This is a genomic window from Jiella soli (assembly GCF_020615385.1).
Lineage (GTDB): Bacteria > Pseudomonadota > Alphaproteobacteria > Rhizobiales > Rhizobiaceae > VKMB-3413.
Window position 1 is genome coordinate 37,841 of the sequence record NZ_JAJAVB010000024.1, and the last position, 13,888, is coordinate 51,728.

Annotated in this window: 12 protein-coding genes; 3 read left to right on the top strand and 9 right to left on the bottom strand. The window is 65.9% G+C overall.

Annotation, left to right across the window (positions count from 1 at the left end):
• Positions 1-58: 58 nt before the first annotated feature.
• Both LH400_RS13710 and LH400_RS13715 read right to left on the bottom strand, forming a co-directional pair.
• Entirely contained in the window at positions 59-1,429 is a 1,371-nt protein-coding gene (locus LH400_RS13710) for a PleD family two-component system response regulator (RefSeq protein ID WP_229153296.1), read from the bottom strand.
• 10 nt (positions 1,430-1,439) lie between these two features.
• Complete coding sequence (locus LH400_RS13715; RefSeq protein WP_229153297.1) at positions 1,440-1,811, bottom strand: response regulator; 372 nt, start codon at positions 1,809-1,811, stop codon at positions 1,440-1,442.
• A 92-nt stretch (positions 1,812-1,903) separates the two neighbouring features.
• Here LH400_RS13715 and LH400_RS13720 point away from each other — a divergent pair, with 92 nt between their 5' ends.
• Positions 1,904-2,236, top strand: a complete 333-nt coding sequence (locus LH400_RS13720; RefSeq protein ID WP_229153298.1) for a DUF3572 domain-containing protein — start codon at positions 1,904-1,906, stop codon at positions 2,234-2,236.
• Positions 2,233-2,901 carry a hypothetical protein gene (locus LH400_RS13725; protein WP_229153299.1) on the top strand — a complete coding sequence of 223 codons (669 nt, stop codon included), beginning with the start codon at positions 2,233-2,235 and terminating at the stop codon, positions 2,899-2,901. Before LH400_RS13720 ends, LH400_RS13725 begins: the two co-directional genes overlap by 4 nt.
• A gap of 90 nt (positions 2,902-2,991) precedes the next feature.
• On the opposite strand, the gene LH400_RS13730 is transcribed toward LH400_RS13725, so the two are convergent.
• Entirely contained in the window at positions 2,992-3,675 is a 684-nt protein-coding gene (locus LH400_RS13730) for a class I SAM-dependent methyltransferase (protein ID WP_229153300.1), read from the bottom strand.
• A gap of 198 nt (positions 3,676-3,873) precedes the next feature.
• Between LH400_RS13730 and LH400_RS13735 the strand changes: the two genes are divergently transcribed.
• Positions 3,874-5,241: a DNA polymerase IV gene (locus LH400_RS13735; protein ID WP_229153301.1), complete on the top strand. Its 1,368-nt coding sequence runs from the start codon at positions 3,874-3,876 to the stop codon at positions 5,239-5,241.
• A gap of 41 nt (positions 5,242-5,282) precedes the next feature.
• Here the strand turns inward: LH400_RS13735 and dnaE are convergent, their stop codons facing one another.
• The 6 genes from dnaE to mce all read right to left on the bottom strand — a co-directional run bounded on the left by dnaE (position 5,283) and on the right by mce (position 13,821).
• Entirely contained in the window at positions 5,283-8,747 is a 3,465-nt protein-coding gene (gene dnaE, locus LH400_RS13740; protein WP_229153302.1) for a DNA polymerase III subunit alpha, read from the bottom strand.
• A 454-nt stretch (positions 8,748-9,201) separates the two neighbouring features.
• Positions 9,202-9,894 carry an ABC transporter ATP-binding protein gene (locus LH400_RS13745; RefSeq protein ID WP_229153440.1) on the bottom strand — a complete coding sequence of 231 codons (693 nt, stop codon included), beginning with the start codon at positions 9,892-9,894 and terminating at the stop codon, positions 9,202-9,204.
• Positions 9,894-11,165, bottom strand: coding sequence for a lipoprotein-releasing ABC transporter permease subunit (locus LH400_RS13750; protein ID WP_229153441.1), 1,272 nt, complete (start codon positions 11,163-11,165; stop codon positions 9,894-9,896). The genes LH400_RS13745 and LH400_RS13750 overlap by 1 nt, the downstream gene beginning before the upstream one ends.
• Before the next feature lie 32 nt (positions 11,166-11,197).
• The gene (proS, locus tag LH400_RS13755) at positions 11,198-12,520 is read right to left on the bottom strand and encodes a proline--tRNA ligase (RefSeq protein ID WP_229153303.1); all 1,323 of its coding nucleotides are present in this window, start codon (positions 12,518-12,520) and stop codon (positions 11,198-11,200) included.
• 629 nt (positions 12,521-13,149) lie between these two features.
• Complete coding sequence (locus LH400_RS13760; RefSeq protein ID WP_229153304.1) at positions 13,150-13,413, bottom strand: DUF1467 family protein; 264 nt, start codon at positions 13,411-13,413, stop codon at positions 13,150-13,152.
• A 3-nt stretch (positions 13,414-13,416) separates the two neighbouring features.
• Complete coding sequence (gene mce, locus LH400_RS13765) at positions 13,417-13,821, bottom strand: methylmalonyl-CoA epimerase (protein ID WP_229153305.1); 405 nt, start codon at positions 13,819-13,821, stop codon at positions 13,417-13,419.
• Positions 13,822-13,888: the final 67 nt, after the last annotated feature.

Consider the following 13,888-nt stretch of genomic DNA (forward strand, 5'->3'; position numbering starts at 1 on the left):
TCGACGCCTTGCAGCGCCTGACCCCGTCGGGGACTGGGATGTCAGTCCGATGCTTCCGTCAGGCAGCGGCGGCACTTTCCACACGGTTGCGACCGCCCCGCTTGGCCGCGTAGAGCGCTGCGTCGGCCCGGCGGAACAGGGCGGCAGGGCTGTCCGAGACGCCGGGTTGAAACACAGCCACGCCCTGGCTGACAGTGACTGCGATCGGTTCTCCGGAAATGTCGAAGGGGCTCCCGGCGACGGCGTTGCGGATCCGTTCGGCAAGCGGCATGGCCGTCGCAAGGTCCGCCTCATGCAACAGGACGGCGAATTCCTCGCCACCGAACCGGCAGGCGAGATCGCTCGCGCGGATGGTGACCAGAAGCCGTTCGGCGAACTGTTTCAGCACATGGTCGCCGGCCTCGTGGCCAAAGCCGTCATTGATCCTCTTGAAGTGATCGATGTCGGCGATGAGCAGTGCGACGCCGCTGCCGTCGAGACCGGCGCGCTCCACGGCGCGGGCAAGATGGATCTCGAAGAAGCGGCGGTTGTGCAAGCCCGTCAGCGGATCGGAGACGGCCAGTTCCATTGTCTGCTGGACCGAGGACCGGAGCCGCTCGTCATAGCGCCGCCGGCGAAACTGGATGCGGATCCGGGCGGAAAGCTCGCCCCGGTCGATCGGCCGCTGGACATAGTCGTTGGCGCCGAGTTCCAGCGCCTTGGCCGCGCCGACCTCGTCCCCCAGCGCCGTCAGCGCGAGAACCGGCAGGCGGCGCGTCGCCTCCAGGGAGCGAAGCTGCGAGACGAGGCGCAGAGGATCCAGCCCCTCCGCCGTCAGATCGACGATCGCGACGTCGGCTTCGCCCGCGACGCAGCGTGCCAGGAAGTCGGAGGCCTCGGCTGCGATCGCAAGATCCGTTCCGCCCCGCATCTGCCTGCCGAGGCGCCGTGCCTCGTCCGGCTCCGGAACGAAGGCGAGCACCTTGGCGCCGTCTTCCGGAACGCTATTCCAGTCGGACCTGTCGCTGGTGACGATCTGCATGGCGGTCTCTGCGCGGCGGCGCAGTTCGTCGGTCACCAGCTTCAGCCGCGCGAGGCTCCGAACGCGGGCAAATAAGGGCAGATCGCGCACCGGTTTGGTGAGGAAGTCGTCAGCGCCCGCCTCCAGCCCGGCGACGCGGTCGGCCGGCTGGTCGAGTGCAGTGATCAGCACCACGGGCAGATGCATCAGGGCGGGGTCCGATTTGATCGCCCGGCACACCGCGAACCCGTCCATGTCGGGCATCATGACGTCGAGAAGAACGAGATCGATCGGCTCCGACCGGCAGATCGCCAGCGCTTCCGGCCCGCTGCGGGCGGCGATCACCTCGTAATATTCGGCCGACAGCCGCGCCTCGAGCACCCTGAGATTGATCTCGATGTCGTCGACGATCAGGATACGCGCGGTCATATGGCTTCGCTCACGCCTGGTCGAGGAAGGAGCGGATCACCTCCATGAAGCGGTTCACCGAGATCGGCTTGGAGATATAGGCCTCGCAGCCGCCCTGCCGGATCCTCTCCTCGTCGCCCTTCATGGCGAAGGCCGTCACGGCCACCACCGGGATCTTGTAGAGTTCCGGATCGCTTTTCAGCTGCCTTGTGACGTCGAGACCGGAGATCTCGGGCAGCTGGATATCCATCAGGATCAGGTCCGGCCGGTGCTCCCGCGCCAGATCGAGAGCGGTGAGACCGCTGCGCGTCTGCACGGTCGCATAGCCATGCGCCTCCAGAAGATCCCGGAAGAGCTTCATGTTGAGCTCGTTGTCCTCGACGATCATAACAGTCTTTGACATCGCCGATACTCCTTGCCTCGACCGGCCCGCGAACTTGCGCTATCCAGACCCCGGTGTAGCGAAACTTCATTTAAGAATTGGGAATCCGACAGTTGCGATCGGTTAACGATAAGATTGCAGCGGGCTCGGCCCGCCGCAGTCGCGGCGTGGATCAAAGCACGGCCAAAGATCTGGCGATATCCGCCCTCGGTTTCATCGCATCCGACCGCGTCCTTCTCGACCGGTTCCTGGCCTTGACCGGACTGAGCGTGGCGGAGCTGAGACAGGCGGCGGCATCGGCCGGATTTCTTCCCGGTGTACTCGATTTCATCCTGGGCCACGAGCCGACCCTCCTCGCCTTTGCGCAGGCTTCGAACACGCCTCCCGAGCGAATCGGGGAGGCACGCCGCGCCCTCGCCCGCCCCGGCGAAGAGAGCGGCGAATGAGCCGCGAGACCGTCACGGCCGGACCGCCGGTCGCAAGCCTCGGGTCGGCGCATGACGCCCTCCTGATTCTCGATGTCGATGAAGTCATCCTGGAATTCATCGGACCGTTCCGCAGGCTCCTCGCCGAATACGGGGCGCATCTCAGTCCCGAAAGCTTCCGGCTCACCGGCAATGTCCGGTCGCTGTCGACCGGCGCCGCCCTCACCGGACACGAGCTCGACGGAATCACGGCCAAGCTGTTCGAGGAGCAGGACCAGCGCCAGCCGCTGGTCGCCGGCGTCGCGGAGGCGCTTGCGCGGCTGTCCGGCGCCGCCGACATCGTCTTTCTCACGGCGATGACGCCGAGCTTCTATCCGCTGCGCCGGGGTCTTCTCGACAGAAACGGCCTCCACTTTCCGATGATCGCCACCGAGCGCTCGAAAGGTGCTGTCGTCGCAGAGCTTGCCGAGCGCTGGGCGGGCCCGCTGGTCTTCGCCGACGATCTTCCGCCCAATCTGGAGACTGTGCGACGCAGCGCGCCCGATGTCCATCTCCTGCATCTGATGGCCGATGAGGCATTTCGCCCGCATTTGCCGCCACTGCCGGCGGGAGCGGTCTCCGCCGCGGACTGGCCGGAGGCGGAGGCGATCATTGCCGGCTGGCTCGGCTGCGACGGCCGAGGCTGACCGCCGATCGGCGCCGGGCGCCGACAGGGCTCCGCCAGGACTCCCCCTCGGGCGCTTCCGGCTCTTGCGCCAGAGTGTCGTGCCGGCCGGTCAGCCTACATAGGAGAAGACCGCGTTCGGCCTCGAACCGGCCGGACCCGCGAAGTCCATGGCGGGATATTCGGCAAGAAGCCGCAGACGCGAGTGAGGCAGGAAGTCGCGCCGCGGATCGCCGACAAGAACGGCAATGCCGGCGCTCACGCAGCGATCGAGAAAGGCTGCGACCCTGGCGGCCAGATCCGCTTCGTAGAACAGATCGCCCACGAGAACGACGTCGACATCGGGCGGAGCACCGGCGGTCAGATCGCCGCAGACCGTGGCGAGCACGACCTCGTTCGCTGCGGCATTCAGCGCCGTCGCCGCAACCGCATACCGATCCGTATCGGCAGCGATCACCTGCCTTGCGCCGGACTTCGCCGCGGCGATCCCCACGATGCCCGAGCCTGAACCAAGGTCGAGGACGGAACGGCCCGCCACCGTCTCCGGATGATCGAGCACGTGCCGCGCCAGTGCCAGCCCGCCTCCCCAAAGATAGGCCCAGTAGGGAGAGGCGAACGTGTCATCCATCCGCGCCAGTCGCCAGAGGCCGCTCCCCGGGCCGGCGCTGTGAAGCACGATCTCGGAGACCGAGGGCACGGGCTCGACAGGAAACCGCGTCTCGATGAACTGGATGACTTGCGACGGCAGTCCGGTGTCGCCGCTCGTTTCCGCCCAGATCTCGACATGATCGATCATCTTCGGATAGCCTGAAGCGTGCAAGGAGAGGCGTCACCCAGCGCGGCCACTTTCGGAGAAGCGCACCGGCACGCCCGCCTCTCCGCCGAGCGTCGATTTCCGTGCGCAGATCCTATTTTCGGGGCGGTGGATAGCTGACCCGCAGACGACTTGTCGATATGCTGCAGGTTCCCGTGTCCCCTCGCGACGAACGCAGACATGACCGCCGCGCCCCCGCTCTCCTTCTGCCGTGACTGCCTGACGCGCCAGAGCGCCGCCCGGCCGCGCTGCAGCGTCTGCGGCAGTCCGCGCGTCCTCTCCCATCCCGAACTCTCCGACCTCGCCATCGCCCATATCGACTGCGACGCCTTCTATGCCAGCGTCGAAAAGCGCGACCGGCCGGAACTTTCGGATCTTCCGGTGATCATCGGCGGCGGCCATCGCGGGGTCGTCTCGACCGCCTGCTACATTGCCCGCATTCGCGGCGTGCGCTCCGCCATGCCGATGTTCAAGGCGCTGCAGCTCTGCCCGGACGCCGTCGTCCTGAAGCCCGACATGGCGAAATACGCTTCCGTCGGCAAGGCCGTACGCGCGATGATGAACGAGACGACGCCGCTGGTCGAGCCACTGTCGATCGACGAAGCCTTCATGGATTTGTCCGGCACACAGGCGCTGCACCGCCAGCCGGTGGCGATGACGCTCGCGGCGCTTGCGGCCAGGATCGAGCGCGAGCTCGGCATCACCGTCTCCGTGGGACTGTCGCACAACAAGTTCCTGGCCAAGGTGGCGAGCGATCTGCAGAAGCCGCGCGGCTTCTCGGTGATCGGCCGGGAAGAGACGCTGCGCTTTCTGGCGAACAAGCCGATCTCGCTGATCTGGGGGGTCGGCACGGCGATGAATGGCACCCTCCAGCGCGACGGCCTGACGACGATCGGCCAGCTCCAGACGATGGAGGAGACCGAGCTGATGAAGCGCTACGGCGAGATGGGGCGGCGCCTGTGGCGGCTGTCGCGCGGCATCGACGAGCGCAGCGTCAATCCGCGCGGCGAGGCCAAGAGCATCTCGGCGGAGACGACCTTCAACAGCGATCTGGCGCGGGCCGAGGATCTCGTTCCGGTCCTTCGGCACCTCAGCGAGACCGTCGCCAAGCGATTGAAGGAGACCGATCTTTCCGCCACGACGATCGTCCTGAAGCTCAAAACCGCGGACTTCCGGCTACGCACGCGCAACCGCAAGCTTGCCGCCCCGACGCGGCTCGCTGACCGCATCTTCGCAGCCGGGCGGGCCCTTCTCGAACGCGAGATCGATGGGACGCGATTTCGGCTCATCGGGATCGGATGCTCAGATTTCTCGCCGGCCCGGCTTGCCGATCCGGCCGATCTCGTCGATCAGGGCGCCGGAAAACGGGCTCAGGCGGAGGCGGCGCTCGATACGCTGCGCGCAAAGTTCGGAACCGGATCGATCGAAACCGGCATCACCTTCGGCCATGCCGGACGCGGGGGCACGCGGCACCCTGCGCGGGACGCAGAGCCCGCCCGGATCGGCACGACACGCCAAGCGCCGGAAGTTAAACCCATCCGCGACTGACGTTGCGGGTATTCCGCCGGGCGGCCCGGCGTCGATCGCCCTCAGGTGAGTTCGACTTCGAGCACGCCCGGCGCCGCCTTGACCGCACTCGCCATCTGCGGCGAAACCCGATACTTGCCAGGCAGCGTGATCTCGACCTCGCGCTCGCCATTGTCGCGGACGAGCACCAGCGAAATCTCGCTGTCTCCATCGGCCGAAAGCTGGCTGCGGAAGGCCTTGAGCGGCGCTGCGTCGCGCATGAAGACGCGTAGCGCCTTCTGCATCCGCACCGCCTCGTCCTCCAGGGACTGGACCGACTGGACGCGGAAGGAAATCCCCTCCGGCCGCTCCTCCGCCGAGACCATGACAATGACCGAGGCGCCCGGCTCAAGCATGTCGCGGCAGGCATAGAGCGTCTCGGAGAACAGGACCACCTCGTACTGGCCGCTGGAATCGGAGAGCTGGACGATGCCGATCTTGCCGCCGGTGCGGGTCTTGCGTTCCTGGCGGGAGGTCACGGTGCCGGCGAGCTTGGCCGCCGAAGCGCCGTTCTTGACGCTCGCGACCACCCCGGCGTGCGTCTTGACGTTCAGCCGCTTGAGGGTCTCCGCATATTCGTCGAGCGGATGCGCCGAGAGGTAGAAGCCGACCGCCTGGAACTCGCGCAGAAGCTTCTCCGACGACGTCCAGAGCGGCGCCGGATTGAGCTTCAACGGCTCCGGCGCGCTGCCGGCTCCGCCGAACAGCTCGTTCTGGCCGGAAACGCGGCTCTCGTGGACCATCAGCGCGTATGCCGACAGGCGCTCGATATTGGCGGTCAGCAGCGCCCGGTCGTGGCCGAAGCAGTCGAGCGCACCGGCCGCGATCAGGAATTCGAGCGTGCGCTTGTTGACGATCTTCGGGTCGATCCGGGCGCAGAAATCCTCGAGCGAGGCGAAACCGGTCTCGCCGCGACGCTCAACGATATGCTCGACCGCCTGTTCACCGACGCCCTTGATCGCGGCAAGCGCATAGAAGATCCGGTTCTCGCCGACCTCGAACATCTTGTAGGAGGTCTGGACCGAGGGCGGGACCACCGTGATCCCGAGCCGCTGGGCGTCGATGCGGAAGTCGTTGAGCTTGTCGGTGTTGCCGGCGTCGAGCGTCATCGACGCCGCCAGGAACTCGACCGGATAGTTCGCCTTCAGATAGGCCGTCTGATAGGCGACCAGCGCATAGCAGGCCGCGTGCGACTTGTTGAAGCCGTAGTCCGCGAACTTGGCGAGGAGGTCGAAGATCGTGTTCGCCTGCGCCTTTTCGAGGCCGTTCTTCTTCGCCCCGTCGACGAAGCGGACCCGCTGCTTGTCCATCTCCGCGCGGATCTTCTTGCCCATCGCGCGGCGCAGCATGTCGGCCTCGCCGAGCGAGTAGCCCGACAGGACCTGCGCAATCTGCATCACCTGTTCCTGATAGATGATGACGCCCTGCGTCTCTTTCAGGATCGGCTCGATCATCGGATGGATGAAGTCCGGCTCCTCCTCGCCGTGCTTTCTGGCGTTGTAGGTCGGGATGTTCTCCATCGGGCCCGGCCGGTAGAGCGCGACCAGCGCGATGATGTCCTCCAGACAGTCCGGACGCATGCCGATCAGCGCCTTGCGCATGCCGACCGATTCCACCTGGAACACCCCGACCGTCTCGCCGCGGGTCAGCATCTCGTAGGTGCCAGGATCGTCGAGCGGCAGCGCCGACAGATCGATCTCGACGCCCTTGCGCGCGATCAGGTCGACCGCGGTCTTCAGTGTCGTCAGCGTCTTCAGGCCGAGGAAGTCGAACTTCACCAGCCCCGCCGGCTCGACCCATTTCATGTTGAACTGGGTGACCGGCATGTCGGATCGCGGATCGCGGTACATCGGCACGAGCTTCGACAGCGGCCGATCCCCGATGACGATGCCGGCGGCATGGGTCGAGGCGTGGCGGTAGAGCCCTTCGAGCTTCAGCGCGATCGAGATCAGCCGGTCGACGATCTCCTCCTTCTCGCGCGCCTCGGCAAGCCGCGGCTCCTCTTCCAGCGCCTGGGCGAGCGTGACGGGATTGGCCGGGTTCTGCGGCACCAACTTGCACAGCTTGTCGACCTGGCCATAGGACATTTCGAGGACGCGGCCGACGTCGCGCAGCACCGCACGCGCCTGCAGCGTACCGAAGGTGATGATCTGGCCGACCTGCTCGCGTCCGTATTTCTCCTGGACGTAGCGGATGACCTCTTCGCGCCGGTCCTGGCAGAAGTCGATGTCGAAGTCCGGCATCGAGACGCGCTCGGGATTGAGGAAGCGCTCGAACAGCAGCGAGAAGCGCAAGGGGTCGAGATCGGTGATCGTCAGCGAATAGGCGACCAGCGATCCGGCACCCGAGCCGCGGCCCGGACCGACGGGAATGCCCTGCGCCTTCGCCCATTTGATGAAGTCAGAGACGATGAGGAAGTAGCCGGGGAACTTCATCCGCTCGATGATGCCGAGCTCGAAGTCCAGCCGCTCGCGGTACTGCGCCTCCGTCGCGCCCGGCGCCATTCCGAGCTTTGCGAGCCGATGCTCCAGCCCCTCGATCGCCTGGCGGCGAAGTTCGGCAGCCTCGGCCCGTTCCGCTTCCGCCGCGTCGGCATCGGCGCCCGCGAAGCGCGGCAGGATCGGCGCCCGCGTCCGCGGTCGGTAAGAGCAGCGCCGGGCGATTTCCACCGTGTTCTGCAGCGCCTCCGGCAGGTCGGCGAACAGCACCGCCATTTCCCCCTGCGGCTTCAGGCAGTGGTCGCGCGACAGGCGCCGGCGGTCCTCCTGGCTGACCAGCCGGTTGCCGGCGACCGCGAGCAGCGCGTCATGCGCCTCGAAATCCTCCGGGCAGGAGAAATAGGGCTCGTTGGTCGCGACCAGCGGCAGGCCCATCTCATAGGCAAGCCTGATCGTCTCCGCCTCGACGCGCAGGCTCCGCCCCTCCTGGCGCTGCAGCTCGACATAGAGGCGGTCGCCGTAGATTTCCTGCAGGCGCTCCAGCCGCGTTTGCGCGATTGCCGGACGATCGCCCGCAAGTGCCAAGCCGATGGGGCCCTGCGGCCCGCCGGTGAGCGCGATGATCCCCTCGCCGCGTTCCGCAAGCCACTCGAAAAGGGCGTGCGGGCGCGGATTGTCGGGATGACCGAGATAGGCGAGCGACACGATCTCGACGAGATTGGCATAGCCGACCTCGCTCGCAGCGATCAGCGCCAGCGGCGCCGAGCCCGGCACGCCGCCGCGACCGCCGCGGCCGGAGGTCTCGCCGTCTCCGAATTCGACCTCGATCTGGCAGCCGACGATCGGCTGCACGCCGGCCTTGGCCGCCTTCTCTGAAAACTCGAGCGCGCCGAAGAGATTGTTGGTGTCGCAGATTCCAATCGCGGGCGCGCCGTCGGCGACAGCGAATTTGATGATCTGATCGAGCCGGAGCGCCCCTTCGAGCAGCGAATAGGCGCTGTGCACGCGGAGATGGACGAATTTCGGATCGCTGGCCGTGCTGGTCGTCATGGCGTTCGCTCCTCATCCGCACCGCGTCGCACGCCGGTCCGAAACTGGCGCGCATGTAACGGCATAATCCCCAAGGCCCGGCCGCGAAAGCGCTCCGAGGCCAGCGGTCCCCAGAATTCCTGCGGGATCGCCGGGATCAGACCACGCAGATCAACAGGCTGAAGGCGTAGACGAAACCGGACACGGCAGCGAGAGACAGGCAGTCCTTGGCAAAGGCGAGCATGGCGTTGTTCCCTAAACGTTCCGCGTTCGCTATTTGTTCTCCTGGTAACGCGGATGTCAAGCCGTTTCGCAGGCCTTCCTGTTCTGGCGGCGCAGAATGGTAAAGGAGCTTGGAACGGTGGAAGCGAGCGTCTGACGGGCATCGACGCAAGGCTTCGCCGGTCGACCGGCGCCAGTCGGACCGCAGGCGTCACGCATTGCCGATCGGAACGCGGCTTCAGCCGCGCCCGACTCAGTCGAAATGCAACGGGATGATCTTGCCGTTCTCGATGGTGATCGCCCGGTCCATGCGAGCGGCGAGCTGGTGGTTATGGGTCGCGATCAGCGCCGCCACCCCGGACTGGCGGACTAGGGCCGTCAGCGCGTCGAACACATAGCCGGACGTCGTTGGATCGAGATTGCCGGTCGGCTCGTCCGCCAACAGGACATGCGGCGAATTGGCGACGGCTCTCGCGATCGCGACGCGCTGCTGCTCGCCGCCCGAGAGTTCCGCAGGCCGATGCGAGGCCCGCTTGCCGATGCGCATATAGTCGAGGAGTTCCTTCGCCCTTTCCGCCGCATCGCCCTGGCTCAACCCCAGGATCATCTGCGGCAGCATGACGTTTTCCAGCGCGGAGAACTCCGGCAGGAGGTGGTGAAACTGGTAGACGAAGCCGATCGCCTGGCGGCGCATGCGGGTGCGCTCGTCGTCGCCGAGCGTGCCGCAGGCCTCGCCGCCGACATAGACCTCGCCGTCATCGGGACGCTCGAGCAGTCCCGCGATATGGAGCAGCGTCGACTTGCCCGCGCCGGACGGCGCCACCAGCGCGACCATCTCGCCTGGCGCAACAGCCGTCTCGGCGCCGTCGAGGATGGTCAGCCGCCCCTCGCCCTGGGTGAAGTGCCGTCCGACCCGCTCCAGGCGGAGCGCGAAATTCTCTACCATCATTCGTATCGAAGAGCCTCGACAGGATCGAGCCGCGATGCCTGCCAGGAGGGCAGGATGGTCGCGAGGAACGACAGACCGACGGCCATGGCAACGACCATGACGACCTCGGACGTGTCGACCTCGGCCGGAAGCTGGCTCAGGAAGTAGAATTCGGGATTGAACAGCGTCGTGCCGGACAGCCAGGAGAAGAACTGGCGGATGTTCTCGATATTGAGGCAGAAGAGAACACCGAGGATCAGGCCCGCCGCCGTCCCGGCGACGCCGATCGAGGCGCCGGTAATCAGGAAGACGCGCATGACCGCGCCCTTGGTCGCCCCCATCGTCCTGAGGATGGCGATGTCGCGGCCCTTGTCCTTGACCAGCATGAACAGGCCCGAGATGATGTTGAGCGCGGCGACGAGCACGATCAGCGTCAGGATGATGAACATCACGTTGCGCTCGACCTGCAGGGCCGAGAAGAAGGATTCGTTCTGCGTCTGCCAGGTGATCGTGTAGTTCGGCCTCCCGGCCGCCTGCTCGATGGCCGGCTGCATCTCGGCGACCTTGTCCGGATCCTCGACGAAGAGCTCGATCGACTGGACCTGGTTCTCCTGATTGAAGAACAGCTGCGCCTCCGACAGCGGCATGTAGACATAGGCCGCGTCGTATTCCGACAGGCCGATCTCGAAGATCGCGCTCACGGGATAGGCCTTCACCCGCGGGCTGGTGCCGAAGGGCGTCACGTCGCCATCGGGCGAGACGAGGGTGATCTGATCGCCGAGCCGCAATCCGAGCGCCTGGGCGAGACGGCTGCCGATCGCGACGCCGCTGCCGGTGTCGAAATCCTTCAACGAGCCCAGCTGGATGTTGTCGGATACGGGCTTCAGCTTATCGAGGTCTGTGCCCTGCACGCCCTTGACCAGCGCGCCGCTGCTCGCAGTCCCGTTGGCACCCGATGCCAGCACCTGACCCTGGACGAGCGGCATGGCGAAGGAGACGCCGGGGACCTTTTCGAGCCGCGCCGCCACCGCGTCGAAGTCCCGGAGGGGGCTGTCGATCGGGTAGAGGATGATATGACCGTTGACGCCGAGAATGCGGGTCAGGAGTTCGCCGCGAAAACCGTTCATCACCGACATGACGATGATCAGGGCGGCGACGCCGAGCATGATCCCGACGAAGGAGAATCCGGCGATGACGGAGACGCCGGCGTCGCGCCGCCGGGCCCTCAGGTAGCGACCGGCGATCATCCACTCGAAGCGCGAGAACGGCCGGGTGTTGGAGGCCGGCATCGCCTCGCGCCCTTCCGCTGTGGCGGTGGCCGTCACGACAGCACGCGCGGCACCACCGCGTCGAGCGGCAAGGTCAGCCTTTCGCCGGTGGCGCGCATCTTGATCTCCGCCTCCCCGGCCTTGGCGCCGCGCGGGCCGACGATCACCTGCATCGGCAGGCCGATGAGGTCCATGGTCGCGAACTTGGCTCCCGCCCGCGTGTCCTGGTCGTCATAGAGAACATCGAGCCCGGCCGCCTGAAGCCGCGCGTAGAGATCCTCGCAGGCCCGGTCGCAGTCGCCGTCGCCCGGCTTCATGTTGACGAGGCCGACGTCGAACGGCGCCACGGCCTTCGGCCAGATGATGCCGTTCTCGTCATGGCTCGCCTCGATGATCGCGGCGAGGAGCCGGCTCGGCCCGATGCCGTAGGAGCCCATGTGGACCGGGATCTCCCTGCCGTCCGGGCCCGCCACGACGGCGTTCATCGGCTTGGAATATTTGGTGCCGAAATAGAAGATGTGCCCGACTTCGATGCCTCGGGCCGCCATTTTCGCCTCGTCCGGCAGCGCGTTCCACGCCGCCTCGTCATGCATCTCGTCGGTCGCGGCGTAAGGCGTCGTCCAGGCACGGACCGTTTCCGCCAGAGCGGCGGGATCGTCGAAGTCCACGCCCTCCCCCGGCACCGTCATCTGAAGGAAGTCGCGGTGGCAGAACACCTCGCTCTCGCCGGTCGAGGCGAGGATGATGAATTCGTGGCTGAGATCGCCGCCGATCGGCCCGGTATCGGCGCGCATCGGAATCGCCTTCAGGCCGCAGCGGTTGAAGGTCCTCAGATAGGCGACGAACATGCGGTGATAGGCCGTCTCGGCCGCCGCCTGGTCGAGATCGAAGGAATAGGCGTCCTTCATCAGGAATTCGCGGGAGCGCATCACGCCGAAGCGTGGCCGGACCTCGTCGCGGAACTTCCACTGGATATGGTAGAGGTTCAGCGGCAGGTCCTTGTAGGAACGCACCGAGGATCGAAAGATGTCGGTGACCATCTCCTCATTGGTCGGGCCGAACAGGAGTTCGCGCTCGTGGCGGTCCTCGATCCGCAGCATCTCCTTGCCGTAATCGTCGTAGCGGCCGCTCTCACGCCACAGGTCCGCGGACTGGATCGTCGGCATCAGAAGCTCGACCGCGCCCGACCGGTTCTGCTCCTCGCGGATGATGTTGCAGACCTTGTCCAGCACCCGCTTGCCGAGCGGCAGGAAGGAGTAGATGCCCGCCGCCTGCTGGCGGATCATTCCCGCGCGCAGCATCAGCCGGTGGGAAACGATCTCCGCTTCCTTGGGCGTCTCCTTGAGGATCGGGAGAAAATATCGCGACAGTCGCATAATGTGTCCGATGACGTCGAAAACCGGGGCGAATGTCGGCCCTTCAAGGCGCCTCTTAAACGGTCATGGAACGCTTGGAAAGGCGGCAGTCGGATCGGGGTGGCGGTTCTTTCCCTCGGGCCGTGGAAACGTCCGTCGGCGCGAATTCCGATCAAACGATGACACGCCTGCAAATTTCACGTGACAAGCACTAAATGCGACGATAAGTTCGCGCCGCATAACAAAGGCGCCGGTCAAGGCGCCCGTTCGAGCGGTCTAGTCTTGGGAGGACGTGATTTCCGGCGCGGCAGGTCGCCGCAGCCCCGATGGAACGTCGGAAGGAAATCCAGGCGCTTGATATTGATGCAAGGCGAAAGCCTTGCATTTTTTTTGACCAGATGAAGCTGGCAGGGATGAAGTCTCGCGGATACGGCGTTTCGCCTTGGCAGGACTACGATGGTTTGCCTGCGAAGACTTTACGATTACAGCGCGCATCCGTGCCGCTCGATCAGACCGATGATCCGCCCTCGGCCACGGGTGCTTCAGCCGTCAACTTGGACATTCCCCTCGCGTCTGGCGGCAAAGGCGGAGGACTACGGCCACACGCCGATTCCTCCATGGAAGACGATGATGTCCGCCGCCGTGCCCGGTCATGTTCCGGGGATGACGTGAGGAAAATCGTCGGGGCCGAGACCCCAGATCTGGGTCACCAGATAGAACAGAGCGAAGACCGCGGTCGCCAGGATCGTCGTCTGCAGCACCTTGCGACCCATCCGCGCCTGCGCCGGTGCGCCGTGATCGGTGCCGAGCGTCACGTCGCCGGCCTCCTGCGAGCGATGGCCGAACGGCAGGACGACGAACAGCGCCGTCCACCAGATGATGAAATAGATCGCGACTCCCGAGATCCAGCCCATGGGTCACACCTCCTCTAGCTCGGTCAACGTCCCGAACATGTCGCCGGGGTGGACGAACAGCACCGGCCGTCCGTGAGCGCCGATCTTCGGCTCGCCGTCCCCCAAAATTCGTGCGCCCTGGCCAAGAAGCTGGTCGCGCGCCGCAACGATGTCCGCCACCTCGTAACAGACGTGGTGCATGCCGCCCTTCGGATTCTTGGCGAGGAAGGCGGCGATCGGCGAATTCTCCCCCAGCGGCTCCAGCAGTTCCACCTTGGTGTTGCCGAGTTCTACGAAGACGACGGTGACGCCGTGCTCGGGCAAGGGCTGCGGCGCGCCGACCTTCGCCCCGAGCGTCTCGCGGTAGCGGCGCGCGGCGGCATCGAGATCGGGAACGGCGAGCGCCACATGGTTCAATCGATCGAGCATGCTGTTCTCCTCCGCTCCTCGCCGGGAGGGTAACACGGGCTTGCCCGCCCCTCAGCCAGGACATTCC

Bases quoted from the DNA above. Each gene is read 5' to 3' on its own strand.
- LH400_RS13710 (WP_229153296.1), bottom strand. From the start codon at position 1,429: ATGACCGCGCGTATCCTGATCGTCGACGACATCGAGATCAATCTCAGG.
- LH400_RS13715 (WP_229153297.1), bottom strand. From the start codon at position 1,811: ATGTCAAAGACTGTTATGATCGTCGAGGACAACGAGCTCAACATGAAG.
- LH400_RS13725 (WP_229153299.1), top strand. From the start codon at position 2,233: ATGAGCCGCGAGACCGTCACGGCCGGACCGCCGGTCGCAAGCCTCGGG.
- LH400_RS13730 (WP_229153300.1), bottom strand. From the start codon at position 3,675: ATGATCGATCATGTCGAGATCTGGGCGGAAACGAGCGGCGACACCGGA.
- LH400_RS13735 (WP_229153301.1), top strand. From the start codon at position 3,874: ATGACCGCCGCGCCCCCGCTCTCCTTCTGCCGTGACTGCCTGACGCGC.
- dnaE (WP_229153302.1), bottom strand. From the start codon at position 8,747: ATGACGACCAGCACGGCCAGCGATCCGAAATTCGTCCATCTCCGCGTG.
- LH400_RS13745 (WP_229153440.1), bottom strand. From the start codon at position 9,894: ATGGTAGAGAATTTCGCGCTCCGCCTGGAGCGGGTCGGACGGCACTTC.
- LH400_RS13750 (WP_229153441.1), bottom strand. From the start codon at position 11,165: ATGCCGGCCTCCAACACCCGGCCGTTCTCGCGCTTCGAGTGGATGATC.
- proS (WP_229153303.1), bottom strand. From the start codon at position 12,520: ATGCGACTGTCGCGATATTTTCTCCCGATCCTCAAGGAGACGCCCAAG.
- LH400_RS13760 (WP_229153304.1), bottom strand. From the start codon at position 13,413: ATGGGCTGGATCTCGGGAGTCGCGATCTATTTCATCATCTGGTGGACG.
- mce (WP_229153305.1), bottom strand. From the start codon at position 13,821: ATGCTCGATCGATTGAACCATGTGGCGCTCGCCGTTCCCGATCTCGAT.